Raw genomic sequence first — 24,346 nt, 5'->3', positions numbered from 1 at the left:
TCATGGCGAAGAAGCCCGATGACGCGGCATTCATCAAAGATCCGCTCTGGTACAAGGACGCGGTGATTTATCAAGTGCATGTGAAATCGTTTTACGACTCCAATAACGACGGAATCGGCGATTTTGCAGGCCTGATCGACAAGCTCGACTATATTGCCGAGCTGGGTGTGAACACGATCTGGCTGCTGCCTTTTTACCCATCGCCGCGTCGGGACGATGGCTATGACATTTCCGAATATCGGGACGTGCACAGCGATTACGGCACCATGGCCGACGCCAAGCGGTTCATCGCGCAGGCGCACAAGCGCGGTTTGCGGGTGATCACCGAGCTGGTCATCAACCACACCTCGGATCAGCACCCATGGTTCCAGAAGGCCCGGCACGCCAAACGGGGCTCAAAGGCCCGTGATTTCTATGTATGGTCGGACACCGATCAGAAGTATGAAGGCACGCGGATCATCTTTCTGGACACTGAAAGCTCCAACTGGACCTGGGATCCGGTCGCGTGCCAGTACTTCTGGCACCGTTTCTATTCACACCAGCCGGATTTGAATTTCGATAACCCGGCGGTGATGGATGCGGTGCTGGACGTCATGCGCTTCTGGCTGGACATGGGCATCGATGGACTGCGCCTGGACGCGATTCCTTACCTGATCGAGCGCGATGGCACCAATAACGAGAACCTGCCGGAAACCCATCAGGTGCTCAAGCGTATTCGTGCCGAGATCGACGCGCATTACCCGGACCGCATGCTGCTGGCAGAGGCCAATCAATGGCCTGAAGACACGCAGCTGTACTTCGGTGACAGTAAGGGGCCTGATGGCGATGAATGCCACATGGCATTCCACTTTCCTTTGATGCCGCGCATGTACATGGCGCTGGCACAGGAGGATCGCTTTCCGATCACTGACATTCTGCGTCAGACCCCGGAAATTCCAGCCAATTGCCAATGGGCGATCTTCCTGTGCAACCATGATGAGTTGACGCTGGAAATGGTCACGGATCGTGAGCGTGACTACCTCTGGAATTACTACGCCGCTGACCGCCGCGCGCGAATAAATCTGGGTATTCGTCGCCGTCTTGCGCCGTTGGTGGAACGTGATCGTCGTCGGGTCGAGCTGCTTAACAGCCTGTTGCTGTCCATGCCTGGCACACCCACGCTCTACTACGGTGACGAGATAGGCATGGGCGACAACATTTATCTGGGCGACCGTGACGGCGTGCGTACACCGATGCAGTGGTCGATTGACCGCAACGGTGGCTTCTCGCGCGCCGATCCGGCGAGCCTGGTGCTGCCGCCGATCATGGACCCGATGTACGGTTACCAGTCAGTGAACGTGGAGAGTCAGGAGCGCGATCCGCATTCGCTGTTGAACTGGAATCGTCGCATGTTGAGCGTGCGCAAGCAGCAGAAAGCGTTTGGCCGCGGTACGCTCAAGATGCTTTCGCCGTCCAATCGGCGAATCCTCGCGTACCTCCGTGAATACACCGCACCCGATGGCCACAGTGAAATCGTGTTGTGCGTGGCTAACGTTTCAAGCGCAGCCCAGGCCGCCGAGCTGGAACTGTCGGCTTACGCCGGCACCGTACCGGTCGAGATGCTGGGGGGCAGCGCGTTTCCGCCGATTGGCCACCTGAGTTACCTGCTCACACTGCCGCCCTATGGTTTTTATTGGTTTTTACTGGCTTCGGAGAATCAAATGCCCAGTTGGCACGTCGAACCGGCGCAAAGCATGCCGGACTTCCCGACCCTGGTGCTCAAGACGCGTCTCGAGGAGCTGCTGGATGAGCCCTTGCGCGGCACCATGGAAAAAACCTCGCTGCCTGTTTATCTGCCCAAGCGCCGTTGGTTCGCGGGTAAGGACAAGCCCATCGAGCGAGTCAACATTGCCTATGCCGTTCGCTTTGGCGACCCGGCACACCCCGTGCTGCTCAACGAAGTCGAGGTGACGGCAGGTGAGCAGACTGAGCGCTATCAATTGCCTTTCGGTTTGCTCGGGGAAGAAGAGATCAGCAGTGCGCTGCCTCAACAACTGGCATTGGCCCGTGTTCGTCGCGGCCGCCAGGTGGGTCTGATTACGGATGCGTTCACCCTGGAAACTTTCATTCGCTCGGTCATTGACGGGATGCAGTCCGAAACCGTCATCCCGTGCGAAGACGGCGAGCTGCGCTTTGAACAGACCGCTCAACTTGCGCCGCTGGGGCTGCACAGCGAGTCCGAGGTCCGCTACCTGTCCGCCGAACAGTCCAACAGTTCGGTGGTGGTAGGCACGGCTCTGGTTCTCAAGATGATCCGTAAAGTCAGCGCCGGTACTCACCCGGAGCTGGAAATGGGGGCTTATCTCACCAATGCCGGTTATCGCAACATTTCGCCCTTGCTGGGTTCGGTGGTGCGAGTGGGCCATGACGGTCAGCCGCATCTGCTGATGATTGCCCAAGGTTATCTGAGCAATCAGGGCGATGCGTGGGAGTGGACCCAGAACAATCTGGAGCGTGCTGTGCGTGATGAACTGGCGCATGGTATTTCTGGCCAGGAACAGCATTACAACGCGCTGCTTGAGCTTGCAGACTTTTCCCGAAGCCTGGGGCAGCGTCTGGGTGAGATGCACCAGATGCTGGCCGCGCCGACTGACAATGCGGACTTCGCTGTTGAAGTGACGAGCCACGAAGATAGCGAGGCGGCGGCGAAAAGCGTTTTTGCTCAATTGGAACGTGCCCTGCAACTGCTTGAGCAGCGCAAGGCCGACCTCGACGCGGACGATCAACAACTGGTGGATGACCTTATCAGTCAGCGCCAGCGCATCCAGCAGCATGTGGCAAGTCTTGCCAGCCGCGCGGTAGGCGGCTTGCGTATACGTGTACATGGCGACTTGCATTTGGGTCAGGTGCTTGTCGTAAAAGGCGATGCCTACCTGATTGATTTCGAGGGCGAACCTGCGCGTGCGCTGAGCGAGCGACGGGCCAAACACAGCCCGTTCAAGGATGTAAGCGGCGTTTTGCGGTCTTTCGACTACGCTGCGGCCATGGCCGTGCGCAGCGCGCAAAGCGTGGATACGTCCGAGGAGGCCGCTGGCGCCCGTAAACGGGTGGCCAGTACCTATTTGTCCCAGGCCCGTGAGGCTTTCATCGAGGGGTATCGCGCTGCGACCACCGATATGGCCCACACCTGGAAAGATTCGAACGGGGAGGACGCCGCACTGGAATTGTTCACCCTGGAAAAAGCCGCTTATGAAGTAATCTACGAAGCCGAGAATCGCCCGAGCTGGCTGGCTGTGCCGTTGCAAGGCTTGCGTGGATTGCTGCACCTGTCTGATGGAGAGCCAATATGAATGCACCTGACAAAACCGTTATGCGTCGTCAGGCGATGCCCGCCGCCGTGGACATGGATGCGTTGATCCGTGCTGAACATCGCGACCCGTTTTCTATTCTCGGCCCTCATGGTGATGGTGGCAGTGGACAGTTCGTCCGTGCCTACCTGCCGGGTGCCTTGAGTGTGCGCTTGCTCTCGCCGGAAGATGGCCGGGAACTGGGTGAGCTTGAAATGAGCGACGTCCCTGGTTTCTTTATCGGTCATCTTGATCACCCGCAGCCTTACCAGTTGAAGATCAACTGGGCGGGCGGCGAACAGATCACTGAAGACCCTTACAGCTATGGCCCGCTTCTGGGCGAGATGGACCTGTACCTGTTCGCCGAGGGTAATCACCGCGACTTGAGCAGCTGCATGGGCGCGCAAGTGACCAATGTGAGTGGCGTAGACGGCGTACGGTTTGCCGTCTGGGCACCGAATGCCCGACGGGTTTCCGTGGTCGGCAGCTTCAACAACTGGGACGGGCGTCGCCATCCGATGCGTTTGCGTCATCCGACGGGCGTCTGGGAAATCTTCGTTCCGCGCCTGCAACCGGGCGAGGTCTACAAATACGAAATCCTGGGTGCTCACGGTATTCTTCCGCTCAAATGCGACCCGATGGCACTGGCGACTACACTGCCACCCGACACCGCGTCCAAGGTCTCGGCACCGTTGCATTTCGACTGGAATGACCACGACTGGCTGGAATCGCGTGCCAAGCGTCATGACGTAGCTGCGCCCTTGTCGATCTATGAGCTCCACGCGGGCTCATGGCAGATGGAGCAGAACGAGGAGGGTGACACGTGGCGTCAGTACAATTGGCGCGAGCTGGCGGATCGTCTGATTCCGTACATCAAGGAGCTGGGTTTCACTCACATCGAGTTGATGCCAATCATGGAACACCCGTTTGGTGGTTCGTGGGGTTACCAACTGCTCGCCCAGTTCGCCCCGACCGCCCGCTATGGGTCGCCTGAAGATTTTGCGGCCTTTGTGGACGCCTGCCATCAGGCGGAAATCGGCGTGATTCTGGACTGGGTGCCTGCGCACTTTCCGACCGATACCCACGGCCTGGCACAGTTCGACGGCACCGCACTTTATGAGTATGCCGACCCTAAAGAGGGCTTCCACCAGGACTGGGACACGCTGATCTATAACCTGGGTCGCACTGAAGTTCATGGCTTCATGCTCGCGTCTGCGCTGCATTGGCTCAAGCATTACCACATCGACGGCCTGCGTGTGGATGCGGTGGCTTCGATGCTCTATCGCGATTATTCCCGCAAGGCGGGCGAGTGGGTGCCTAACCGTTTCGGCGGCCGTGAAAACCTGGAAGCCATCGACTTCCTGCGCCATTTGAACGATGTCGTTGCTATCGAAGCGCCGGGCACCATGGTCATTGCCGAAGAGTCTACGGCGTGGCCGGGTGTGAGTCAGTCTACCCAACAGGGTGGTCTGGGCTTCAACTACAAGTGGAACATGGGCTGGATGCATGATTCGCTGCACTATATGGAACAGGACCCGGTTCACCGTGGCCATCATCACGGCGAGCTGAGTTTTGGTCTCATGTACGCTTGGTCCGAGCGCTTCATTCTGCCGATCTCCCACGATGAGGTGGTGCACGGCAAGCATTCGCTGATCGACAAGATGCCAGGTGACCGCTGGCAGAAGTTCGCCAATCTGCGTGCTTACCTGACGTTCATGTGGACGCATCCAGGCAAGAAACTGTTGTTCATGGGCTGCGAATTTGGCCAATGGCGCGAGTGGAACCATGACCAGCAACTGGACTGGTACCTGCTCCAGTACGCCGATCACATTGGCGTGAAGCAATTGGTCAGCGACCTGAACCGCATCTATCGCGAGGAAAAAGCCCTGCATGAGCGCGATGCCGAGCCGATGGGGTTCCAGTGGTTGATCGGTGACGACAAGACCAACAGCGTGTATGCATACCTGCGCTGGAGCACGGCGGGTGAGCCGCTGCTGGTGGTTGCCAACATGACGCCGGTTCCACGTCTGGGTTATCGCATCGGCGTGCCATTCGATGGCAAGTGGGTCGAGCTGCTCAACAGCGATGCCGAGATGTACGCGGGATCGAATCTGGGTAACGGCGGTGGTGTGATCGCTGAAGACCTGCAGGCGCACGGGCAGCCCGTGTCGCTGAGCCTGGATCTGCCGCCTTTGGCGGTGTTGATTCTCAAGCCGGTCGGGCATCAAGACTGAGGGTAATCTTTGGTCGTTAGCCGGGTGTACCTCGCCGGGCTTTCGGCCTTGATCGGTCTTGCCGCAGTTACATCAGTGTGGGAGGCGGCCGCTTTCCACGCGGGTGTTCCGTTGCGCGATGCGGTTTTCTGCTGGCAAGAGGCTTTCTCGCCGAACTGCTGACGGCAAGTCAGTTACCAACTCAACCTGAGCCCCAAGCTGACTCCCGTTTGCTGCATAGCGTGATCATCCAGATCACGTGTGTGATCCACGCTCAGGTAAACGCCCAGGTCATTCGTAGGGCGCAAGACCAATCCAGCCCCTACACTCGCAGTTTTCGCATCGTGCTCTGTTCTGATCCGATCTACCCCTTCATAAACAACGGTGTCGTGCCCGCTCGCCGTGCGCCATACATCAGCCGTCAGGTAGGGCTCGATGGGCACGCCCGTCGTTTCATAGTGACCCTCGAAGCGGACGCCCAAACGTCCTGTGTTGCGAGGCTGGTTATCGAATTCAAGAGATGAAATTCCGTCGTGCTGATCGTCAAGGTCGACGCGCTGGTGGATCACTTGAACCTGCGGCTCTGCTACCCAGTTGCCGTTCAAGGGAATGCGATAACCTGCTTCGACGGACAGGCTCAGTAAATGCCCGTCGATATCACTATGCACGCCACGCTCAGAGCGGCTGGAACCGTCTAGACGTGTGCCCATTATCACTGCATCGACGTAACCGTCTTGAGTTCCGACCCAAGTCCAGTACGCGCCGATGCTGTGTCCCAGAAGGGTCAGTCGTCCCGTGCGACTGTCTTCAAATCCGCCCGCAAAACCGCCGATGCGTCCTTTCAATCGATTGTGTGCCACAAAGATGCCGACGCGCTGGTTTGTGCCAGCGCCGGGTTGCCAGGCAAACAGGTCGTGCCCGATCTGATAGCCCTCAAGAGACGCGTTCACGCTCGCGCTTGCAGCGCCTGACCAGTGTTGCTTGAGGTCACTGCCGAAAACACGCGCCCAACCTGCGGGCACCGCGCCCTGTTGTGTCAACAGACGTTGATCGCCCTGACGCTCGTGAAAGGTGCCCAGCGAAGACTGTGCAAGGACGGCAGCGGCAGGCGCGACTACGGAATAGTTGGGTACTTCCTGTCGGTAGAGCGCAATAGGTGCTGCACCGCGTACGGGCTCTGGAAGATTTGGAGTGCCGATGGCCGGAACGGGCAGGGTGGCAGCTGGTTCGGGTGAGAGGGACGGGGCAGGTGGCTCAGGCGTCGGTGCAGGTGGTGAGGGCGGTGTAAGGGGCGCTGGTGGCGGGACTGAAGGGGGAACGGGAGAAGGTTCGGGTTCTGGCGCAGGTGTAGGTGTAGGTGCAGGTGCAGGTGCAGGTGCAGGTTCGCTGGGCGGGCTGGCAATCGCAGGCGGGGGTGAAAGAACAGATGAACGCAGGAACCAGCTGTTCTCGCTGCCTGCCGTCGCTCCGCCCTTGAACAGGTAATACTGGTACGCACCGACCGACAACGAATTCTGTAGCGAGAATGCGCCACTGTCGCTGGTCGCGCCTTGCGCCGCCTGTACCACTTCGATGCCGTTGCCTTGGGTCAGCGCACCCACGCCACCTGCGTTGAGGACACTCATGCGGGTGGTGCCGCCGATGCGACCTTGCCTGACCACCAGTTTGTCACTGGCAGAGGTATCGTCGCCCAATACCGACTGCAAGAGCAGTTGTCCATCAAGGCCCGTGTAGTTGCCGTGAACGGTCAACGTGTCTTGAGCGCCGCCCTTGCTCAGGTCAACAGCGCCTGCGTTATTCAGGGTCACTGGCGCTGCACCGTTGAACGCTGTGATCGTGCCTGATGCCGATGAAATCCGGCTGCTGGCATCAACGTTCATGATTCCCGTGCCGCTTGTGCTGTCACCCAGCGTGAAGGTGCCTGCCAGATCCAGTTGTGAGCCGTTGCTCACATTAACCGTTTCCCACTGCAGGTAGCGGGCAGGTACAGACGAGCGTGTGTTATCAAATGTCAGGGTATCGTTGCCCAAACCGCCTTCAAGCGTGCTGTTGTTGCTCAGGTAATACTCGTTCAGGTTGTACAGGCTCGCGACGTCGTTCCCGTCGGCCATAAGCACACTGCCGTTCACGGTTCCGGCGTCACGCCAGGTGAATAGGTCGTTGCCAAAGCTGGCCCTGATGCCGCCGAGTATTTCGCCGCCACTGAGCGTCAGTCGGTCGTCACCGCCACTGACACTGACCGCGCCACCGATTCTGCCTCCCGACACGATAATCGTGTCTCGGCCAAAGCCTGCCACCAGGTTACCAATGATGGTGCCGCCTGACAGCTCGAACAGATTATTGTCCAGCTTCATGTCCACCCGGCCGATGCTGCCCCCCGTCATGGTCGCCCGATCACCATCTTCGAACGCCCGGATGATGGTCCCGCCCGTCATCAGGAACGTGTCGAGCCCGTCTCCCTGAGCCAGTGAGCCGATGCTGCCCCCGCTCATGACGAAATCATCCTGTTCCGGCCCCTGGCTGACATCGCCGTTGACGATTCCTGCTGAGATGGTGAACCGGTCCGAGCCCCCGCCTTGATTGACGTTGCCGGTGATACGCCCCGAGTTCATCTCCACACTGTCCTGGCCCGGACCGAACGTGAGACTGCCGTTAACCGTGCCGCTGCCCTGCGGCGCAAACGTCAGTGTTTGGTTTGCGCTGAGCCAGGTCACCGAACCGCTGCTGCCACTGTTGCAGACCTGCGTGTCGCTGGCGGTGCCAGGCACCAGATCACAACTGCCATCGGCATGCGGAGAAACCATCGCCAGCAGTGCAACGGACAAGAGCTTGCTGCTGCAGCACAAGGTTAAACACTTGAAGGTCATGACTGCGCTCCCTGTGAGGTGGTCAGGGAGGCAATTAAAGTTGCGTGATACGTGCCTGACTGCCACAGCAGAAACGTCGCGTTGACAGTCGCGACGACTGTTAAGCCAGCCTGATAGAAGGCCCGCAGCATCAAGTCAAGAGTGGATCCAACGGTGCGTCAAGAAGTTGACCGACCGGCGGTGCAAGTAACGTCTGAACAGACAAACCTCGGAACAAGCAGGGAAAAGCTTAGACCGGAATGAGTGGGTTCAGGTCTGTAAGCGGGCCCGGCGAGCCAGCCAAAGTGTCAGGAACAATGCACTGACCGAAAGCAGCGAGGCATAGAAAAATATCCAGTCATAGCCTTGGCCAAGTGCAATGGCCCCCATTACTGGACCTGCAATCGCCAGCGCCAGGTCGAAGAACACCGCGTATGCGCTCAGTCCTGCGCCTCGGCTGGGTGTTGGTACGCTTTTGATCGCTTCGACGCCCAGCGCCGGGTAGACCAGCGACAGGCCGAGCCCCGTCAATCCGGCGCCAGCCAGCGCAAAGGCGCTGTTCGGCGAGAGCCAGAGCAATACCAGTCCGCAGGTTTCCACCGCCATGCACAGGATGGCGGCGTTGAACCCGCCCAGACGATTGATGGCCCCGATGAACAGCAGACGGGCAAGGATGAAGCACACCCCGAACATAGTCAGGCAGTAAGCCGCGCCTTCCCAGCCGCGGCTCAGGTAGAAGAGGGTAATGAAGGTGGTGAGGGTGCCATAGCCGATCGACGACAATGTCAGCCCCAGGCCGTAGGGCGCGACGCGCCCGAACACTGACCAGTACGGCAGGCGCTTGCCGGGAATGACAGGTACTGACGGCTTGTTGCGAATCAGCCAGAGCGCCAGGCCCGCCATTGCCATCAGCGCCACGCCCAGGCTGTTGAAGCCGATGGCATCAATGACCACTACGCCCAGTGGCGCGCCGATGGCAATGGCGCCGTAGGAGGCGATACCGTTCCATGAAATCGAACGCGCCGTGTGCTCCGGCCCCACTTTGCCTATGCACCAACTGATGGTGCCAACACCAATCAGTCCTTGGGACACACCGAGAAACAGACGAGCCAGAATCAGGATCGACAGGCTCACCGTCGCAAAATCCTGAAGCAGGGTGGCCAACAAGGTCATCGCGCCACTGATGCCGATGCCCCACAGCCCGAAGACAATCGAACGCTTGCTGCCCAGCGTATCGGTGGCCCGGCCGGCAAATGGACGGCTGAGCAGGGTGGCGAGGTATTGCGATGCAATGGCCAAACCTGCAATGAGCGGGCTGAAGCCCAACTGATCATGCACATAGCCAGGCAGCACGGCGATAGGCAAGCCGATGCACAGGAAGGCCACGAAAGTGTAGAAAACGATGGAGACGATTTGCAGCGTGATCGTTGTCGAACCGGGTTGAGCGACAGGTTGTTCAGGTGTGACGGCAGACATTGGGCTCGTTCGCTGGCAGGCGGTGGGAGTGACCTCATCATGGCGTGCACCGGGAACAAATGAAAGCACGCTATCGTTTTATAGAGCGCTTTGAAGGGATGGTTGCTGATGCGTCGGTATGGTCATAGGATGACTGATCACAACACAATAACAAGAAGGCTTCACATGAAGAAAATCCTCCTGATGGCCGCTGCTGTCGGCTGCTCAATCGGTCTGCCTGTTCAGGCATCGACGTTCGCTTACATCTCAAGTCCAGGAGACGGCCTGATCTCGCAGTATCAGTTGAATGACGCCAGTGGCGCACTCAGCCTCGTCGAGCAGACCAAGGCGGGTGATCAGGTCAACCCGATGGCGATTTCACCAGACGGCAAGGCTTTGTTTGCGGCCTTGCGCGTCAAGCCCTATCAGGTCGTCAGCTACAGCATCGAACCCGGTACAGGCCACTTGAAACCACTGGCTCAGGCACCGTTGGCCGAAAGCCTGGCCTATCTGTCCACCGATCGCAGCGGCCGCTTTCTGCTGGGCGCCTCCTATGGTGCCGATCTGCTCAGCGTCCAGCCCATCGACGCCCAGCATCGCCCCAGCGACAGCATTCAGACCTACAAGACCGGCATGCATGCACACTCGGTACGCACCGACCCGAGCAACCGCTTCGTGTACGCAGGCAACCTGGGCGTTGACCGCGTTCTGCAATTCAGGCTGCAACCCAAGGACGGCACGCTGTTGCCCATTGATGAGGGATTCGTCACGCTTCCCGAGAACACCGGGCCGCGCCATCTGGCGTTCTCGCCGAACGGCACGTTTTTGTACGTTGTGGGTGAGATGAGCGGCACGGTGACTGCTTTTTCGATCAACGAAAAGACCGGCGGCTTAACACTGGTCAATCACGCAAACGGCATTCCTGAGCGTTTGAAGCTGGCATCGGGTCAGGTGCGTGACGCTCGCAACAATGACCTCAAGGACGATCCGACACCACGCATCTGGGCGGCCGATGTACGGATCTCGCCGAACGGCAAGTGGTTGTTTACCAGCGAGCGCACCACCAGCAGCGTGTCGGTGTTCAAGGTCGAGCCGGCCAGTGGCAAGGTTACCTTCGTCGAGAACTATCCGGTTCAAGAGAAGCAGCCGCGCAACATTGCGGTGTCACCGAATGGGCGCTGGTTACTGGTGACGGGAGAGAAGAGTAAGACGGTTGGCAGCTACAGCATCGCGGCCGATGGCGCGTTGAAGCGTGTCGGTGAGGCGCCATCAGGCAAGGGCGCGCTGTGGATCGAAATGCTCAGTCAGCCGACGCAGTAATCCGGGTTTCATAACGTAAAAACCCTGCCGCAAGGGCAGGGTTTTCAAATACCGCGCGAGTGTGACGCTAAGCGTGCTGCTTAGAACGTCACGCCCTGACTGCGCAGGTAGTCATCGTACGTGCCGCTGAAGTCGATCACGCCGCTTGGGCTCAGCTCGATAATACGTGTGGCCAACGAGGACACGAATTCGCGGTCATGGCTGACGAATACCAGCGTGCCTGGATAGTTTTCCAGTGCGAGGTTGAGTGCCTCGATGGATTCCATGTCCAGGTGGTTGGTAGGTTCGTCCATCACCAGTACGTTCGGCTTTTGCAGGATCAGTTTGCCGAACAGCATACGACCCTGTTCACCGCCGGAAATCACCTTGACCGACTTGAGGATTTCGTCGTTGGAGAACAGCATGCGGCCCAGTGTGCCGCGAACCAGCTGCTCGCCACCTTGAGTCCACTGACCCATCCAGTCGAAGAGGGTGCTGTCGTCTTCGAAATCGTGCGCGTGGTCCTGAGCGTAGTAACCGATCTCCGCCGATTCAGTCCATTTGACCGAACCTGCATCCGGCTGCAGCTCGTTGACCAGTGTGCGCAGCAGCGTGGTCTTGCCGATGCCGTTTGGCCCGATGATCGCTACGCGCTCACCGGCTTCAACGGTGAAGCTGAAGTCCTTGAACAACGGCACGCCTTCAAAGCCCTTGGCCATACGCTCGACCACGACCGCCTGGCGATGCAGCTTTTTGGTCTGTTCAAAGCGGATGAACGGGCTGACGCGGCTGGATGGCTTGACCTCGGCCAGCTGGATCTTGTCGATCTGCTTGGCGCGCGAGGTCGCCTGCTTGGCTTTCGAGGCGTTGGCGGAGAAGCGGCTGACGAAAGACTGCAGCTCGGAGATTTGCGCTTTCTTCTTGGCGTTGTCGGACAGCAGTTGCTCGCGGGACTGGGTCGCCACGGTCATGTATTCGTCGTAGTTGCCCGGGAACAGACGCAGCTCGCCGTAATCCAGGTCAGCCATGTGGGTGCACACGCTGTTCAGGAAGTGACGGTCGTGGGAGATGATGATCATCAGGCTGTTACGCTGGGTCAGGATGTTTTCCAGCCAGCGAATGGTATTGATGTCCAGGTGGTTGGTCGGTTCGTCGAGCAACAGTACTTCCGGATCGGAGAACAGCGCCTGAGCCAGCAGCACGCGCAGCTTCCAGCCGGGCGACACTTCGCTCATCGGGCCGTTGTGCTGCTCGATGCCGATACCCAGACCCAGCAGCAGTTCACCGGCGCGGGACTCGGCGGTGTAGCCGTCCATTTCCGCAAACTCGGTTTCCAGCTCGGCCACGGCCATGCCGTCGTCTTCGCTCATTTCCGGCAGCGAATAGATGCGGTCGCGCTCGGCCTTGACCTTCCACAGCTCTTCATGGCCCATGATCACGGTGTCGAGCACGGTGAATTCTTCATAGGCGAACTGATCCTGGCGCAGCTTACCCAGACGCACGTTCGGTTCCAGCATCACCTGACCACCCGAAGGCTCGAGATCGCCGCCCAGGATTTTCATGAACGTGGATTTACCGCAGCCGTTCGCACCGATCAGGCCGTAACGGTTACCGGCACCAAACTTGACCGAGACGTTCTCGAACAGAGGCTTGGGACCGAACTGCATCGTAATGTTAGCTGTGGAGATCAATTACTTTACCTATCAATAGCTTGGGGGACGCATTTTTTGGCTGGGACCAATTTGGGACCAAGACCGGGCCAATCTGGATGTATTTCCAGTTCGCTCCGATCCGGGTTCGAGCTGATCCTACGGGCATAGGCCGACGGCAACGTCAGCCTGTCATGGCTGCGTTGCCGGGATATGAATGTGGGAATTCATGCCAGACATTGGCGCGCATTGTCGCATAGCTGAGGCGTCAGGGACATGGCGAACCGTCAAGGATTATTGAAGAATGCGGCGTGGATCGGGCCAGGCCGGTTCATCCAGACCGGTTAATCACGGGTGAAAACAGGAAAGCCCCATTTTTAGCCGAACCTCGTCCAGGGTGATTTTGGGGAGGATGTCGTCAGGGACTCTGGAGGTCGCCGACAGGTTATAGACCTCAAAGTCGTCGTGTATCACGGATGTCGACATCAGCTTCAAGGAGGGCAGGATTCTCGACTCATAATGCTGATCCAGGCCGCAGGGCGAGCACGTGGATGTTTGCGTTTCATAAAACCGTCCTGCCGCCTGACTTAGATCGAACCCCACCAGAAAGACCTTGTTGAATCCCACGTGGTATGCGATCTGCAAGGCCACGTACATCACGGTGCGTGCATCAAAGAAACCCAGCGTCATGTCTTTGCTGAAGCCAATATCCCTGCTTCTTTTACTGAGTACCGAGCGCTTTCTGATCAAGTCCGGATGACGGTTAAACAAGATCGCGGCGCTTGAGCGATGTGCTTTTTTCAATTCATGTAACTGGCCCTTCGTTTTGCTCTTGAGCCCATCTAGCTGATCACCCCATAGAGCGATATGTTCACTGCTCCTCAACGCCGCTGCAAACAGGTCAGGCTGCTGCCTGGAAAAGTCCCGATCCGAGCAGACGTAAAAAAACGGTTTAACCGGCGTATGCATGAACATCGAAATGGCACCGTTCATGGTGATCATTGGGATGCAGGAAAATTCGCGAAAAGGAAAGCTTCTGGCCGACATGCCCGAGCCTACGAGAAAAACCGGACCCTTGGCGATGCCTTTGCATTCCCCGAAGTCATCGTGACAGGCATCAATAGGGCGAGTATCACGGGCTTCAGTTACAGCGGATCTTGAGTAAGTCGATGTTTTTAACTGAGTTATGATCATATTGATGGCTTCATGATAGCGTTGATGTGTTCATTCATTGCGGCTAGATCATCGGCGCATCTTAACACTCTGTATGTAGGAGTATTCCTTAGAGGAAGTGGTTTAATTCTTTGATGTTCAAATGGCCACTATTTATCGTCCAGTAAGAAAAGCGAAACATCGTCGTTACATGATGAAAAAGTTGCTTGGTTTAGCATCCTGCGACGTTGAAGAAATTTCAGTTTTCATCGAATCCGGCGCTGAAGTTGCGCTTTACTTCTCAACGCCTAGTCTGTCTGACTGACCGCCTGACGCATCGTCGGGCCTGACAGTGAGGAAGTATCACATGTCGACAATACCACCCCTTTTTAACGATGAAGTATTGGCCTGGGATCGTTATGCAGCGGCTGCGCTCAGCACGACGATCACCTGCACCGAGACCGCAGAGGAGGCTGTGGTGGCTGCTGCCGACCTTGCAGACAGACTCGTCAAAGAGCGTGAAAAACGCATTAAGGCCGCAAAGGAGCATCTGTTTCAGCATTGATCGATCCTGCGGGCCCGCTTGAATGTCGAGCCCGCTTCTTTCTGAGCCTCTACGCGTATCAAAGAGGGGCGTGGAACCAATGCTTGATATTTAATACCACCCCACGGCGTGCGGAGCGTGTTGCCCGCCACCTTCGCTGTCCGAATGGCCTGTCAGGCACACGCCTGACGTCCCTTGGACGTTACGCGGGTGCTCTGTAATAAGGATGCTAAATGCTGCGCATATTGGGTAAGAACACTTCGATCAATGTACGAAAGGTGCTGTGGACTTGCGAAGAACTGGCAATACCGTTTCGTCTGGAGGCGTGGGGTAGCGGCTTCGAACCGACGGACAGCCCTGCGTTTGTTGCCCTGAACCCAAATGCCATGGTGCCCGTTATCGTTGACGATGATTTTGTGCTCTGGGAGTCCAACAGCATCATCCGGTATCTGGCCGGGCGTCATAACGGTACTCATCTCTATCCCGTCGAGCCAAGAGCGCGAGCCCGCGTCGATCAATGGATCGACTGGCAGGCTGCCGATCTCAATAGATCCTGGGTCTATGCGTTCATGTCCCTGACCCGTCGCTCGCCCGACTTTCAGGATGTGGGTGCATCGGCTGAGTCCTGCCTGAACTGGACCAGGCATATGCGCGTACTGAATCAGCAGCTCGAAACAACGGGTGCCTACGTGAGCGGTGATCGTTTTACGCTCGCCGACATTCCCATCGGGCTTTCAGTCAACCGCTGGTTCGAGACACCTCTGAATCATCCCGACCTGCCAGCAGTCAATGCGTACTACGAGCGCTTGAGCAATCGCCCCGGTTATCTGCTGTACGGGAGAAACGGCACCCCGTGACGTCTGAAGCCTTCTACGCCTATGCTGCTCACCCGTTTACAGTCTTTGTCCCTTGAGGAGACGCTGCAGTGACCCTGATCAAAATGACCGCTGGTGGATACGACTTCCTGGCTGAAACCAACCCGGACGCGCCTAAAACGGTGGCTGCCTTCCTGAAGCTGTTGCCTTACCGGCAGAAATTCATTCACGTGCGCTGGAGCGGCGAGGGGTGTTGGGTGCCGCTTGACGATTACGAGTTGAAGTTCGAGGACGCACTTGTTGGGTTCGAAAACGCCACCAGCCATCCTTCTGTGGGCGACATCCTGTTCTATCCCGGCGGCTACAGCGAGACGGAAATCCTCCTTGCTTACGGCTCGTGCTGCTTTGCCAGCAAGATGGGGCAATTGGCGGGCAATCATTTCCTGACCATCACGCAGGGCAAAGAGAACCTGCGCAAGCTGGGCGTAAAGACGCTGTGGGAAGGCGCGCAGGACGTGGTATTCGAACTGGCGTAGCACTTCGTCTGAGCCATGTACTACTTCGCCAGTATTTTTTGGAACCGCTGATCTTCGCCAAGGGTCTAGTCAACAATGCTTTCGCCACCCGGAAGCCGAACTGGAGATCAGTCCTTGAATATTTTCGAAGCGCTACGCGAAAGTCATGACCGTCAACGCGGGTATGCCGATGCTCTGATTAAGACCAGTGGTGATTCAGAAGCGCGTGCACAGGCCTACAAGCAGCTCAAGGAAGAGCTTCAAGCGCACGAAACCGCTGAGGAGCGATTCTTCTACATTCCTTTGATGGAGCACGACAAAGGCATCGATCTGAGCCGCCATGCCATTTCCGAGCATCACGAAATGGATGAAATGATGGAAGAACTGGACGAAACCGAGATGTCGAGCCCGGCCTGGCTGGCAACTGCGAAAAAGCTTGCGGAAAAAGTGCATCACCATTTGAAAGAAGAAGAACAGAAATTTTTCCAGATGGCCGGCAAGCTGCTGGATGAGAAACAGAAGCAGGCCCTGGCTGGCGACTACGTGAAAGAGTACGAAGAGCAACTGGCCGAAGGATGACCGACGCCCGCGGTGCTAGAATCGGCTTTTTCTGAATGAAGGCATGACATGAAGTTTCCGGTTTTGGTAATAGCGGCGGCCGTGTTGGTCGGGTGTGCGGCGCCTTCAAACTCAGCGCGCTCAGGTGGCCCGGCCAAGGTCTTGTCCAGCAACAAGCAGGCGGCGGCCGTTGCTCAGTGCATTCAGGTGACCTGGCAGAACGAAGCCATGTTCGGCTCGTCGTCGGATGTGTTCCTGCACACGCTGTCTGAAGGCGGCTTCACTGTGTTCACGACTGAAACCCGCTATTTCGCCGATGTCCGACCTCAGGGCGCGGCCACATCAGTGGAGTTCTATGCGGCTCAAGGGGAGACACAGGCGAATCTGCGATCGGCCGCAATCGCAACATGCCTCTAAGCCTTTATCGAAGCTTCAAGGTCTGACTGCCGGACCGGTCTCTCAGGGCGCCAATGCGCCGTGAATCGCGGCAGAGGCCAGCAGATCTTGAAGGACCTGCTGGCCGGCCTCCTGAAAATCCTTGATCTGAACGTCATCCCTGGCTGTTCTTGAACCCAGCACAGTTCCTTTTTCGTCCAGCACTTGAGCCGTCACGTCATAGATGAAATGAGTACTCAGGTACGTGTCGGTTTTCCATTCGTTCACCTTGAGCACCAACACGCGCTGGCCTGGGCCGGCTGACTTGAGCGGCGGGTCGAATGGCTTGGCGCTGGCGACGATGGCGGAATCGGCCAGAGCACTGAGCACAGAGCGCTGCAGGTCAACCGCCAGCGGGTTGCCACTGGCAGTGCTCATGTCGAACGGATTGTAATACGTGCCGCGCGAGACCCCCACGAACGTACTTTTCTTCTCCCCCGACAGTACATACGAGCGCACGTCATAGACGGCCACCGCCACCGATTTGCCGGTAGCAATCGCCAAATCCGGGCCGATGGTGGCGTAATCGACTTTTCGTCCGAGCGCACAGCCTGTCAGCGTCAGGATGAGCGTGGCCAGTACCAGGGTTTTGATCTTGAGCATCGAGCCTTCCTTGAATGCCAGGCAGTGTAGTCGCAGCAGCGAGCAATGCAGACCTATCGGCTTCGTTCCTGAAAACTGAAATGTTGCCGTGCGCCCGATTATGGCGCGCTCGCGCAACAGTGGGGCCTGGCTACACAGCGCATGCTGCACGTAACGCTGTGGTTGACCGAACCTCATCGGCGCAGGCCTCTCGTCCCTTTCTCAGATGATTGATTTATCTGGACTTTTCAAAGCGGTGTCGTTGCCTGCCTTCGTGTGGCACACTTTCTGCTGTCTATTCCGCTGTTACATACCTGTATCCGCTATAGCGGAATTATGACAACCTCGGTGGAGTTCATGTGATGCGATACGGACCTTCTTTTCTAAAAGCCTGTGTATTTGCTTTTGCAGCCGCAGCCACGCTGGTCAATCCGGCCATGGCGGCAGATGGCAGCAAACTGGATGCAGTATTGAAACGTGGCAATCTGGTGGTCGGCACAGGCAGCACCAATGCGCCTTGGCACTTCCAGGGGGCAGACGGCAAGTTGCAGGGGTTCGATATCGACATCGGCAGGATCATCGCCAAGGGCCTGTTCAACGATCCGAGCAAGGTCGAATTCGTTGTTCAGTCTTCTGACGCACGTATTCCCAATCTGCTGACGGACAAGGTCGACATCAGTTGCCAGTTCATTACCGTCACCGCCAGCCGCGCCCAGCAGGTTGCATTTACGTTGCCGTACTACCGCGAAGGTGTCGCCTTACTGCTGCCTGCCAACAGCAAATACAAGGAAATCGATGACCTGAAAGCCGCAGGCGACGGCGTAACGGTCGCGGTGCTTCAGAACGTGTACGCCGAAGAACTGGTACATCAGGCACTGCCCAAGGCCAAGGTTGACCAGTACGACAGCGTTGACCTGATGTATCAGGCCATCAACTCGGGCCGCGCCGACACCGCAGCGACCGACCAGTCCTCGGTCAAATACCTGATGGTGCAGAACCCTGGCCGCTATCGCTCGCCAGCCTTTGCCTGGAGCCCGCAAACCTATGCCTGCGCCGTCAAGCGTGGCGATCAGGACTGGCTGAACTTCGTCAACACCGCGCTGCATGAAGCCATGACTGGTGTCGAATTCCCGACCTATGCCGCCTCGTTCAAGCAGTGGTTCGGCGTGGACCTGCCAGTGCCTGCGATTGGTTTCCCCATGGAATACAAATAAGCCGGATCAGACCTCTTGAAGGGCAGGGCGAACTTCGTGGTCTCCCTGCCAGGTACAGGCAACCATGAACTATCAGTTGAACTTTGATGCCGTCTGGCGCGATTTTCCCAGTCTATTGGCCGGTCTGGGGCTTGGGCTGGAACTGGCCCTGATCTCGATTGCCATCGGCTGCGTGATCGGTCTGATGAACGCCTTTGCGCTGTTGTCGCGTTATAAGGCGTTGCGTATCGTGGCGTCGATCTACGTCACGGTAGTGCGCAATACGCCGATTCTGGTGTTGATTCTATTGATCTACTTCGCGCTGCCCAGCCTGGGCATCCGCCTGGACAAGCTGCCATCGTTTGTCATCACGCTGTCGCTCTACGCGGGCGCTTATCTGACTGAAGTGTTTCGTGCCGGTTTGCTGAGCATTCATAAGGGGCAACGCGAAGCGGGCCTGGCCATTGGTCTGGGTGAGTGGCAGGTGAGGGCGTACATCGTCGTGCCGGTGATGCTGCGCAATGTGCTGCCCGCGCTGTCCAATAACTTCATTTCGCTATTCAAGGATACGTCGCTGGCCGCTGCCATTGCGGTGCCGGAGCTGACCTATCACGCGCGCAAGATCAACGTCGAAAGCTACCGGGTGATCGAAACCTGGCTCGTGACCACGGCGCTCTACGTCGTGGCCTGCTATGCGATTGCCCTGTTGCTGCGCATTCTCGAACAACGTCTGGCGATTCGCCGCTAGGAGGCTGTCATGTATCAACCCCCTGGCTGGCTGCAGGAAGTGTGGAATGCCCGTGAGGTGCTGTGGTCGGGTTTTCTGACCAGCCTTCAGTGCTCGGCGCTGGCCATTGTGCTTGGGACCTTGATCGGCATGCTGGCTGGTCTTGTGCTGACCTATGGCGGATTCTTTGCTCGCCTGCCGATTCGCCTGTATGTGGATTTGATTCGTGGTACGCCCGTATTTGTACTGGTGCTCGCGGTGTTCTATATGGTGCCGGCGCTGGGTTGGCAGATCACTGCCTTTCAGGCCGGTGCGCTAGGGCTGACGCTTTTTTGCGGCTCGCACGTGTCGGAAATCGTACGCGGCGCCCTGCAGGCGATTCCGCGTGGGCAGATGGAGGCGGGCAAGGCGATCGGTCTGCGGTTCGGCCAGTCGCTGCGGTACGTACTGTTGCCGCAAGCCATGCGTCAGATCCTGCCGACCTGGGTCAATGCCTCGACCGAAATCGTCAAGGCCTCGACCTTGCTGTCAGTGATCGGTGTCGCCGAATTGCTGCTCAGCACCCAGCAGGTGATCGCCCGTACCTTCATGACCCTGGAGTTCTACCTGTTCGCTGGCTTTCTGTTCTTTATCATCAACTACGCCATTGAGTTGCTTGGGCGATACATCGAAAAACGGGTGGCCTTGCCATGACACAGACTCAATCCAAAGCCCTTGCGCCTGCGTTGCTCAGCATTGAGGGTCTGCACAAGTCCTACGGCACTGTCGAAGTGCTCAAGGGCGTCGATCTGCGCATGCAGAAAGGTAACGTCGTGACCCTGATCGGCTCCAGCGGCTCGGGCAAAACCACGCTGCTGCGCTGCGTCAACCTGCTGGAAGAATTTCAAGGCGGGCATATCCGTCTGGAAGGTCAGGATATTGGGTACAGCGACATCAACGGCAAGCGCACTCGCCATCCGGAACGACTCATCGCCCAGCACAGGGCGATGACCGGCATGGCCTTCCAGCAATTCAACCTGTTTCCGCATTTGAGTGCCTTGCAGAATGTCACGTTGGGGCTGCTCAAGGTCAAGAAGATGCCCAAGGATCAGGCGGTGGCACTGGCCGAGAAGTGGCTGGATCGGGTCGGTCTGTTGTCCAGGCGCGATCATTTTCCAGGCCAGTTGTCGGGTGGGCAGCAACAGCGGGTGGCGATTGCCCGCGCCATCGCCATGAACCCGAGCCTGATGCTGTTCGATGAGGTGACGTCGGCGCTCGACCCTGAGTTGGTCGGTGAAGTACTGAATGTCATCAAGGACCTGGCGGAAGAAGGCATGACCATGTTGCTGGTGACGCATGAAATGCGTTTCGCTTATGAAGTGTCTGATCAGATCGTGTTCATGAATCAGGGCCGTATCGAAGAGCAGGGCCCGCCCAAGACAGTGTTCGAGCAACCCAAATCGACACGTCTGAGCGAATTTCTCAAAAACATCCGGTTTTAATACGTTTCAAGAAGGAGAACCCCCATGAGCATTACCCGTTATGGTGCTGGCAGCACTGCTGGAGGCGGTCAGCCCCGTCCATTCGCCCGTGCGGTCGAAGCCGATGGCTGGCTACACGTGTCCGGGCAGGTCCCGGCGGTGGATGGCGAGATCATCGTCGGTGGCATCGTCGAGCAGACGCACCAGACCCTGCGCAACCTGATCGCGATCCTTGATGAAGCCGGCTATGAGCTCAAGGACGTCATTCGGGTGGGCGTGTGGCTGGAGGATCCACGAGACTTCTGGAGCTTCAACAAGGTCTTCGGCGAATACTTCACCCCCGAACACGCTCCGGCGCGTGCTTGTGTGCAGGCCAACATGATGGTGGACTGCAAAGTCGAGATCGACTGCATCGCCTATCGGCAGAAGTAGCGGCTCAGGTTTGCCGTCGACTTGCGCTGGCGGCTCAACACTATGGATAGCAGCAAATGACCGATGTGACTCAAGCGAGTGAAGACACCATCAAGCGCCGCGCCCGTGGGCTGGATCGGGCGTTCGACATCCTCGATTTTCTCAAGGAAAAAGCCACGCCCATGCGGCCCAACGAGATTGCCAGCGGTATCGGCAGTCCGAAGTCGACGGTATACGAACTGGTGGCCTCGCTGCTGGAGCGGCGGATTCTGGAACCGGTTGGCAGGGACGGGCACGTCTACCTCGGTCGTCAGTTGTATTTTCTGGGCCAGGCGCACTTGCGCCATTTTGACTTCACTCGCGAGGCCGAGCTCTGCCTGGGCGATATCGTCAGCCAGACCCGCGAAACTGCGCAAATGTGTCTGCTCAACGGGCGTAAATACACGGTGGCACTGATGAAAGAGGGCGAGCGGCATTTCCGGATTTCCTCCGACATCGGTGAAAACGCGCCGATTCCCTGGACGGCTTCCGGTCGTTTGTTGCTCAGTCATCTCAGTGATCAGGAGATCGTCGATTTGATCGACCCGGAAGACTTCATTTTGCCGGGTGGCGAGCGTCTGCCGCTGGACACCTTCCTGAGCGAAATCCGCAAAGCGGGTGAGGAAGGCTTCTTTTCTTTCGACAGCGTGGCCGACACCTTCACCCATTGTTTTGCCGCGCCCGTCAAGAACGAGCAGGGTCAATGTATTGCGACCCTGTGCATCGTTGCGCCACGCGCCGACGCCAGGACCCATTACAGCGACTATCGCCGGGTACTGATCGACAGTGCCAACGGTCTGGCGCGTCGAATCAACGAGTAACTTGGATTCAGCAGGAGATTACTGATGAGCATTGCCGTCATCGATAAGGGTTTCGCCCAGCCGGGAGACAATCTGGTCAGCGATGTAAGCCTGCCCGCACTGGTCATCCACCAGTCGGCGCTGGATCACAACATTCGCTGGATGCAGACCTTCGTGACCAACAGTGGCGCGCAACTGGCACCCCACGGCAAGACCAGCATGGTGCCTGCACTGTTTCGGCGGCAGATCGAAGAGGGCGCTTGGGGCATGACGCTGGCGACTGCCGTGCAGACCCAGGCCGCGTATGCCCATGGCGTAAGGCGCATCCTGATGGCTAACCAACTGGTCGGCCAGCCCAACATGGCACTGATTGCCGGGTTGCTGGCGGATTCGACTTTCGAGTTCCACTGCATGGTCGATCACCCGGACAACGTCGCCGCATTGGGCAGCTTTTTCGCCGAGCGCGGACTGCGTTTGAACGTAATGATCGAATACGGCGTGCCGGGCGGGCGCTGTGGCTGTCGCACCGAGGCCGAAGTCCTGGCGCTGGCAGATGCCGTTCTGGCGCAACCGGGACTGGCGCTGACGGGTATCGAGGGTTACGAAGGCGTGATTCATGGTGATCACGCGATCAGCGGCATCAAGGCGTTCGCCGCTTCGATGGTGCGTCTGGCGGTCGAATTGCAGGACAAGGGCGCATTCGCGCTGGACCGGCCGATTGTCACCGCCTCGGGTTCAGCCTGGTATGACCTGATTGCCGAAGCGTTCGACGCGCAGGCTGTGCGTGAGCGTTTTCTCAGCGTTCTGCGCCCCGGCAGTTATGTGGTGCACGACCATGGTATCTACAAGGATGCGCAATGCTGCGTGCTGGATCGGCGTGCCGAGCTGAGTGAAGCACTGCGTCCGGCGCTGGAAGTCTGGGCCCACGTGCAGTCCATGCCGGAGCCGGGCTTTGCCGTCATCGCCATGGGTAAGCGCGACGTGGCTTACGATGCGGGATTGCCGACACCTTTGCGCTGTTACAAGGCAGGTGTATTGCCCGCCAGCGGCGATGATGTCAGCGCCTGCAGGGTGACGGCTGTCATGGATCAGCACGCGTTCATGACCGTGGCACCCGGTTGCGAGCTGAAGATCGGCGACATCATCGCGTTTGGCGCGTCGCATCCATGTCTCACCTTCGACAAGTGGCGTTCAGGTTGTCTGGTGGATGATGACCTGCGGGTAATCGAGCCCTTCAGCACGTATTTCTGAGTCACGCGTTCAGAGGAGTGACCGCCACATGAGCCTTCCACGTGTCGCCTTGATCGGCGAATGCATGATCGAACTGCAGCAGCATGCCGACGGCAGCCTGCGTCAGAGCTTCGGCGGAGACACCTTGAACACAGCAGTCTATCTGGCGCGTTTGCTGGGCAGCGGGCAGGTGGATTACGTGACGGCTCTGGGTGACGACAGCTTCAGCGATGCCATGTGCAAGGTCTGGTCGCAAGAGGGCATCGGTCTGGGCAAGGTGCAACGCTTGCCAGGACGTCTGCCGGGGCTTTACTGCATTCAGACCGATGCCAGTGGCGAGCGGCGGTTTCTGTACTGGCGCAACGAAGCTGCCGTACGCGATTGCTTCATGACACCTGCCGCTGAACCTATTCTTGCGGCGTTGACCAGCTACGACGTGCTGTACTTCAGCGGCATCACCCTGGCGGTGCTGGGTGCCGTAGGTCGCTCGCGCCTGCTGACGATGCTTGCCAAGGCCCGCTCGCGGGGCGCCAAGGTTGCGTTCGACAATAACTATCGACCCAGGTTGTGGTCCAGCGTGGAGCAGGCGCGCGAAGCGTATCTGGCGTGTCTGCCGCATGTGGACCTGGCGTTGCTGACCGAAGACGATGAGCAGGCGCTCTATGGGTACACCAGCACCGACGAGTTGCTTGCGGCCTACCGAGGGCGTGGTATCGATGAAATCGTCATCAAGCGCGGTGCCCAAAGCTGCCTGGTCGAAACCGGTGGCAAGCGTTTCGAGATCCCGACGCAAAAAGTCGAGCGCGTGGTGGACACCACCGCCGCCGGTGATTCTTTCAGCGCCGCTTATCTGGCGGCCCGGCTCAAGGGCGAACACCCGCAACAGGCGGCCGAAGCAGGACATCGACTGGCCAGTATCGTCATTCAGCATCCGGGCGCACTGGTGCCAAAGGCCGTGATGCCGCAGTAATAGCATTTACGGCATTACATGCAGTTGATCGGCTAACGCACTGACCACAAAGCATTTCGCTGGAACCCGACCGCAAATCCGGCCACCATAGGCGTCCCTTATGCTCATGAGCCTACCACTGGAGTCT

General features: G+C 58.1%; 22 protein-coding genes. 17 read left to right on the top strand and 5 right to left on the bottom strand.

The window, feature by feature from the left end; all coding sequences use genetic code 11:
* The first annotated feature begins 2 nt into the window (after window positions 1-2).
* Window positions 3-3,329 (top strand): maltose alpha-D-glucosyltransferase, encoded by a 3,327-nt coding sequence (gene treS / locus H8S56_RS02150; protein WP_187517730.1) that lies wholly within the window; start codon window positions 3-5, stop codon window positions 3,327-3,329.
* Window positions 3,326-5,560: a 1,4-alpha-glucan branching protein GlgB gene (gene glgB, locus H8S56_RS02145; RefSeq protein ID WP_187517729.1), complete on the top strand. Its 2,235-nt coding sequence runs from the start codon at window positions 3,326-3,328 to the stop codon at window positions 5,558-5,560. The genes treS and glgB overlap by 4 nt, the downstream gene beginning before the upstream one ends.
* Before the next feature lie 173 nt (window positions 5,561-5,733).
* On the opposite strand, the gene H8S56_RS02140 is transcribed toward glgB, so the two are convergent.
* Together H8S56_RS02140 and H8S56_RS02135 are read right to left on the bottom strand one after the other, a co-directional pair.
* A complete protein-coding gene (locus H8S56_RS02140; RefSeq protein WP_187517728.1) occupies window positions 5,734-8,406 on the bottom strand; it encodes an autotransporter family protein in 2,673 nt (890 codons plus the stop codon).
* A gap of 249 nt (window positions 8,407-8,655) precedes the next feature.
* On the bottom strand, window positions 8,656-9,861 hold the full coding sequence (locus tag H8S56_RS02135) for an MFS transporter (RefSeq protein WP_024684874.1): 1,206 nt from the start codon (window positions 9,859-9,861) through the stop codon (window positions 8,656-8,658).
* Between the two features lie 165 nt (window positions 9,862-10,026).
* Here H8S56_RS02135 and H8S56_RS02130 point away from each other — a divergent pair, with 165 nt between their 5' ends.
* Complete coding sequence (locus tag H8S56_RS02130) at window positions 10,027-11,160, top strand: lactonase family protein (protein WP_187517727.1); 1,134 nt, start codon at window positions 10,027-10,029, stop codon at window positions 11,158-11,160.
* 80 nt (window positions 11,161-11,240) lie between these two features.
* On the opposite strand, the gene H8S56_RS02125 is transcribed toward H8S56_RS02130, so the two are convergent.
* On the bottom strand, window positions 11,241-12,830 hold the full coding sequence (locus H8S56_RS02125) for an ABC-F family ATPase (protein WP_024694704.1): 1,590 nt from the start codon (window positions 12,828-12,830) through the stop codon (window positions 11,241-11,243).
* Window positions 12,831-13,136: 306 nt separating this feature from the next.
* On the bottom strand, window positions 13,137-13,982 hold the full coding sequence (locus H8S56_RS02120) for a lipopolysaccharide biosynthesis protein (protein ID WP_235986728.1): 846 nt from the start codon (window positions 13,980-13,982) through the stop codon (window positions 13,137-13,139).
* Between the two features lie 121 nt (window positions 13,983-14,103).
* Between H8S56_RS02120 and H8S56_RS02115 the strand changes: the two genes are divergently transcribed.
* The 6 genes from H8S56_RS02115 to H8S56_RS02090 all read left to right on the top strand — a co-directional run bounded on the left by H8S56_RS02115 (window position 14,104) and on the right by H8S56_RS02090 (window position 16,789).
* Window positions 14,104-14,265 carry a hypothetical protein gene (locus tag H8S56_RS02115; protein ID WP_187517726.1) on the top strand — a complete coding sequence of 54 codons (162 nt, stop codon included), beginning with the start codon at window positions 14,104-14,106 and terminating at the stop codon, window positions 14,263-14,265.
* Between the two features lie 78 nt (window positions 14,266-14,343).
* A complete protein-coding gene (locus tag H8S56_RS02110) occupies window positions 14,344-14,505 on the top strand; it encodes a hypothetical protein (protein ID WP_160170524.1) in 162 nt (53 codons plus the stop codon).
* Between the two features lie 212 nt (window positions 14,506-14,717).
* Window positions 14,718-15,341: a glutathione S-transferase family protein gene (locus H8S56_RS02105; protein WP_187517725.1), complete on the top strand. Its 624-nt coding sequence runs from the start codon at window positions 14,718-14,720 to the stop codon at window positions 15,339-15,341.
* Window positions 15,342-15,409: 68 nt separating this feature from the next.
* Window positions 15,410-15,835 (top strand): DUF3830 family protein, encoded by a 426-nt coding sequence (locus H8S56_RS02100; RefSeq protein ID WP_024688506.1) that lies wholly within the window; start codon window positions 15,410-15,412, stop codon window positions 15,833-15,835.
* 114 nt (window positions 15,836-15,949) lie between these two features.
* On the top strand, window positions 15,950-16,393 hold the full coding sequence (locus H8S56_RS02095) for a hemerythrin domain-containing protein (protein WP_024688505.1): 444 nt from the start codon (window positions 15,950-15,952) through the stop codon (window positions 16,391-16,393).
* Window positions 16,394-16,441: 48 nt separating this feature from the next.
* Window positions 16,442-16,789 carry a hypothetical protein gene (locus tag H8S56_RS02090; protein WP_024688504.1) on the top strand — a complete coding sequence of 116 codons (348 nt, stop codon included), beginning with the start codon at window positions 16,442-16,444 and terminating at the stop codon, window positions 16,787-16,789.
* Window positions 16,790-16,831: 42 nt separating this feature from the next.
* Here the strand turns inward: H8S56_RS02090 and H8S56_RS02085 are convergent, their stop codons facing one another.
* A complete protein-coding gene (locus H8S56_RS02085) occupies window positions 16,832-17,410 on the bottom strand; it encodes a hypothetical protein (RefSeq protein WP_024688503.1) in 579 nt (192 codons plus the stop codon).
* Between the two features lie 341 nt (window positions 17,411-17,751).
* On the opposite strand from H8S56_RS02085, the gene H8S56_RS02080 reads away from it, so the two are divergent.
* From H8S56_RS02080 to kdgK, 8 genes are all read left to right on the top strand, one after another.
* A complete protein-coding gene (locus tag H8S56_RS02080) occupies window positions 17,752-18,603 on the top strand; it encodes a transporter substrate-binding domain-containing protein (protein ID WP_024688502.1) in 852 nt (283 codons plus the stop codon).
* Between the two features lie 64 nt (window positions 18,604-18,667).
* Window positions 18,668-19,330, top strand: coding sequence for an amino acid ABC transporter permease (locus H8S56_RS02075; RefSeq protein ID WP_024694765.1), 663 nt, complete (start codon window positions 18,668-18,670; stop codon window positions 19,328-19,330).
* Between the two features lie 9 nt (window positions 19,331-19,339).
* Window positions 19,340-20,002, top strand: a complete 663-nt coding sequence (locus tag H8S56_RS02070) for an amino acid ABC transporter permease (RefSeq protein WP_024688500.1) — start codon at window positions 19,340-19,342, stop codon at window positions 20,000-20,002.
* On the top strand, window positions 19,999-20,790 hold the full coding sequence (locus H8S56_RS02065) for an amino acid ABC transporter ATP-binding protein (protein ID WP_187517724.1): 792 nt from the start codon (window positions 19,999-20,001) through the stop codon (window positions 20,788-20,790). Before H8S56_RS02070 ends, H8S56_RS02065 begins: the two co-directional genes overlap by 4 nt.
* A gap of 24 nt (window positions 20,791-20,814) precedes the next feature.
* Window positions 20,815-21,201: a RidA family protein gene (locus H8S56_RS02060; protein WP_024688498.1), complete on the top strand. Its 387-nt coding sequence runs from the start codon at window positions 20,815-20,817 to the stop codon at window positions 21,199-21,201.
* Window positions 21,202-21,257: 56 nt separating this feature from the next.
* Window positions 21,258-22,040 carry an IclR family transcriptional regulator gene (locus tag H8S56_RS02055; RefSeq protein WP_024688497.1) on the top strand — a complete coding sequence of 261 codons (783 nt, stop codon included), beginning with the start codon at window positions 21,258-21,260 and terminating at the stop codon, window positions 22,038-22,040.
* 24 nt (window positions 22,041-22,064) lie between these two features.
* Window positions 22,065-23,270 (top strand): amino acid deaminase, encoded by a 1,206-nt coding sequence (locus H8S56_RS02050; RefSeq protein WP_187517723.1) that lies wholly within the window; start codon window positions 22,065-22,067, stop codon window positions 23,268-23,270.
* 28 nt (window positions 23,271-23,298) lie between these two features.
* On the top strand, window positions 23,299-24,219 hold the full coding sequence (kdgK, locus tag H8S56_RS02045) for a 2-dehydro-3-deoxygluconokinase (RefSeq protein WP_187517722.1): 921 nt from the start codon (window positions 23,299-23,301) through the stop codon (window positions 24,217-24,219).
* Window positions 24,220-24,346 lie beyond the last annotated feature (127 nt).

Source organism: Pseudomonas triticifolii, assembly GCF_014358015.1.
GTDB classification, from domain to species: Bacteria; Pseudomonadota; Gammaproteobacteria; order Pseudomonadales; family Pseudomonadaceae; genus Aquipseudomonas; species Aquipseudomonas triticifolii.
The sequence above is the reverse complement of the archived record's forward strand: the minus strand, read 5'-3'. Positions and strand labels throughout refer to the sequence as shown.

Coding starts and splice junctions, on each gene's coding strand:
- H8S56_RS02130 (WP_187517727.1), top strand. CDS start 10,027: ATGAAGAAAATCCTCCTGATGGCCGCTGCTGTCGGCTGCTCAATCGGT.
- H8S56_RS02050 (WP_187517723.1), top strand. CDS start 22,065: ATGAGCATTGCCGTCATCGATAAGGGTTTCGCCCAGCCGGGAGACAAT.
- H8S56_RS02070 (WP_024688500.1), top strand. CDS start 19,340: ATGTATCAACCCCCTGGCTGGCTGCAGGAAGTGTGGAATGCCCGTGAG.
- H8S56_RS02135 (WP_024684874.1), bottom strand. CDS start 9,861: ATGTCTGCCGTCACACCTGAACAACCTGTCGCTCAACCCGGTTCGACA.
- treS (WP_187517730.1), top strand. CDS start 3: ATGGCGAAGAAGCCCGATGACGCGGCATTCATCAAAGATCCGCTCTGG.
- H8S56_RS02105 (WP_187517725.1), top strand. CDS start 14,718: ATGCTGCGCATATTGGGTAAGAACACTTCGATCAATGTACGAAAGGTG.
- H8S56_RS02120 (WP_235986728.1), bottom strand. CDS start 13,982: ATGATCATAACTCAGTTAAAAACATCGACTTACTCAAGATCCGCTGTA.
- H8S56_RS02075 (WP_024694765.1), top strand. CDS start 18,668: ATGAACTATCAGTTGAACTTTGATGCCGTCTGGCGCGATTTTCCCAGT.
- H8S56_RS02060 (WP_024688498.1), top strand. CDS start 20,815: ATGAGCATTACCCGTTATGGTGCTGGCAGCACTGCTGGAGGCGGTCAG.
- kdgK (WP_187517722.1), top strand. CDS start 23,299: ATGAGCCTTCCACGTGTCGCCTTGATCGGCGAATGCATGATCGAACTG.
- H8S56_RS02065 (WP_187517724.1), top strand. CDS start 19,999: ATGACACAGACTCAATCCAAAGCCCTTGCGCCTGCGTTGCTCAGCATT.
- H8S56_RS02090 (WP_024688504.1), top strand. CDS start 16,442: ATGAAGTTTCCGGTTTTGGTAATAGCGGCGGCCGTGTTGGTCGGGTGT.
- H8S56_RS02140 (WP_187517728.1), bottom strand. CDS start 8,406: ATGACCTTCAAGTGTTTAACCTTGTGCTGCAGCAGCAAGCTCTTGTCC.
- H8S56_RS02080 (WP_024688502.1), top strand. CDS start 17,752: ATGCGATACGGACCTTCTTTTCTAAAAGCCTGTGTATTTGCTTTTGCA.
- H8S56_RS02115 (WP_187517726.1), top strand. CDS start 14,104: ATGGCCACTATTTATCGTCCAGTAAGAAAAGCGAAACATCGTCGTTAC.
- glgB (WP_187517729.1), top strand. CDS start 3,326: ATGAATGCACCTGACAAAACCGTTATGCGTCGTCAGGCGATGCCCGCC.
- H8S56_RS02055 (WP_024688497.1), top strand. CDS start 21,258: ATGACCGATGTGACTCAAGCGAGTGAAGACACCATCAAGCGCCGCGCC.
- H8S56_RS02085 (WP_024688503.1), bottom strand. CDS start 17,410: ATGCTCAAGATCAAAACCCTGGTACTGGCCACGCTCATCCTGACGCTG.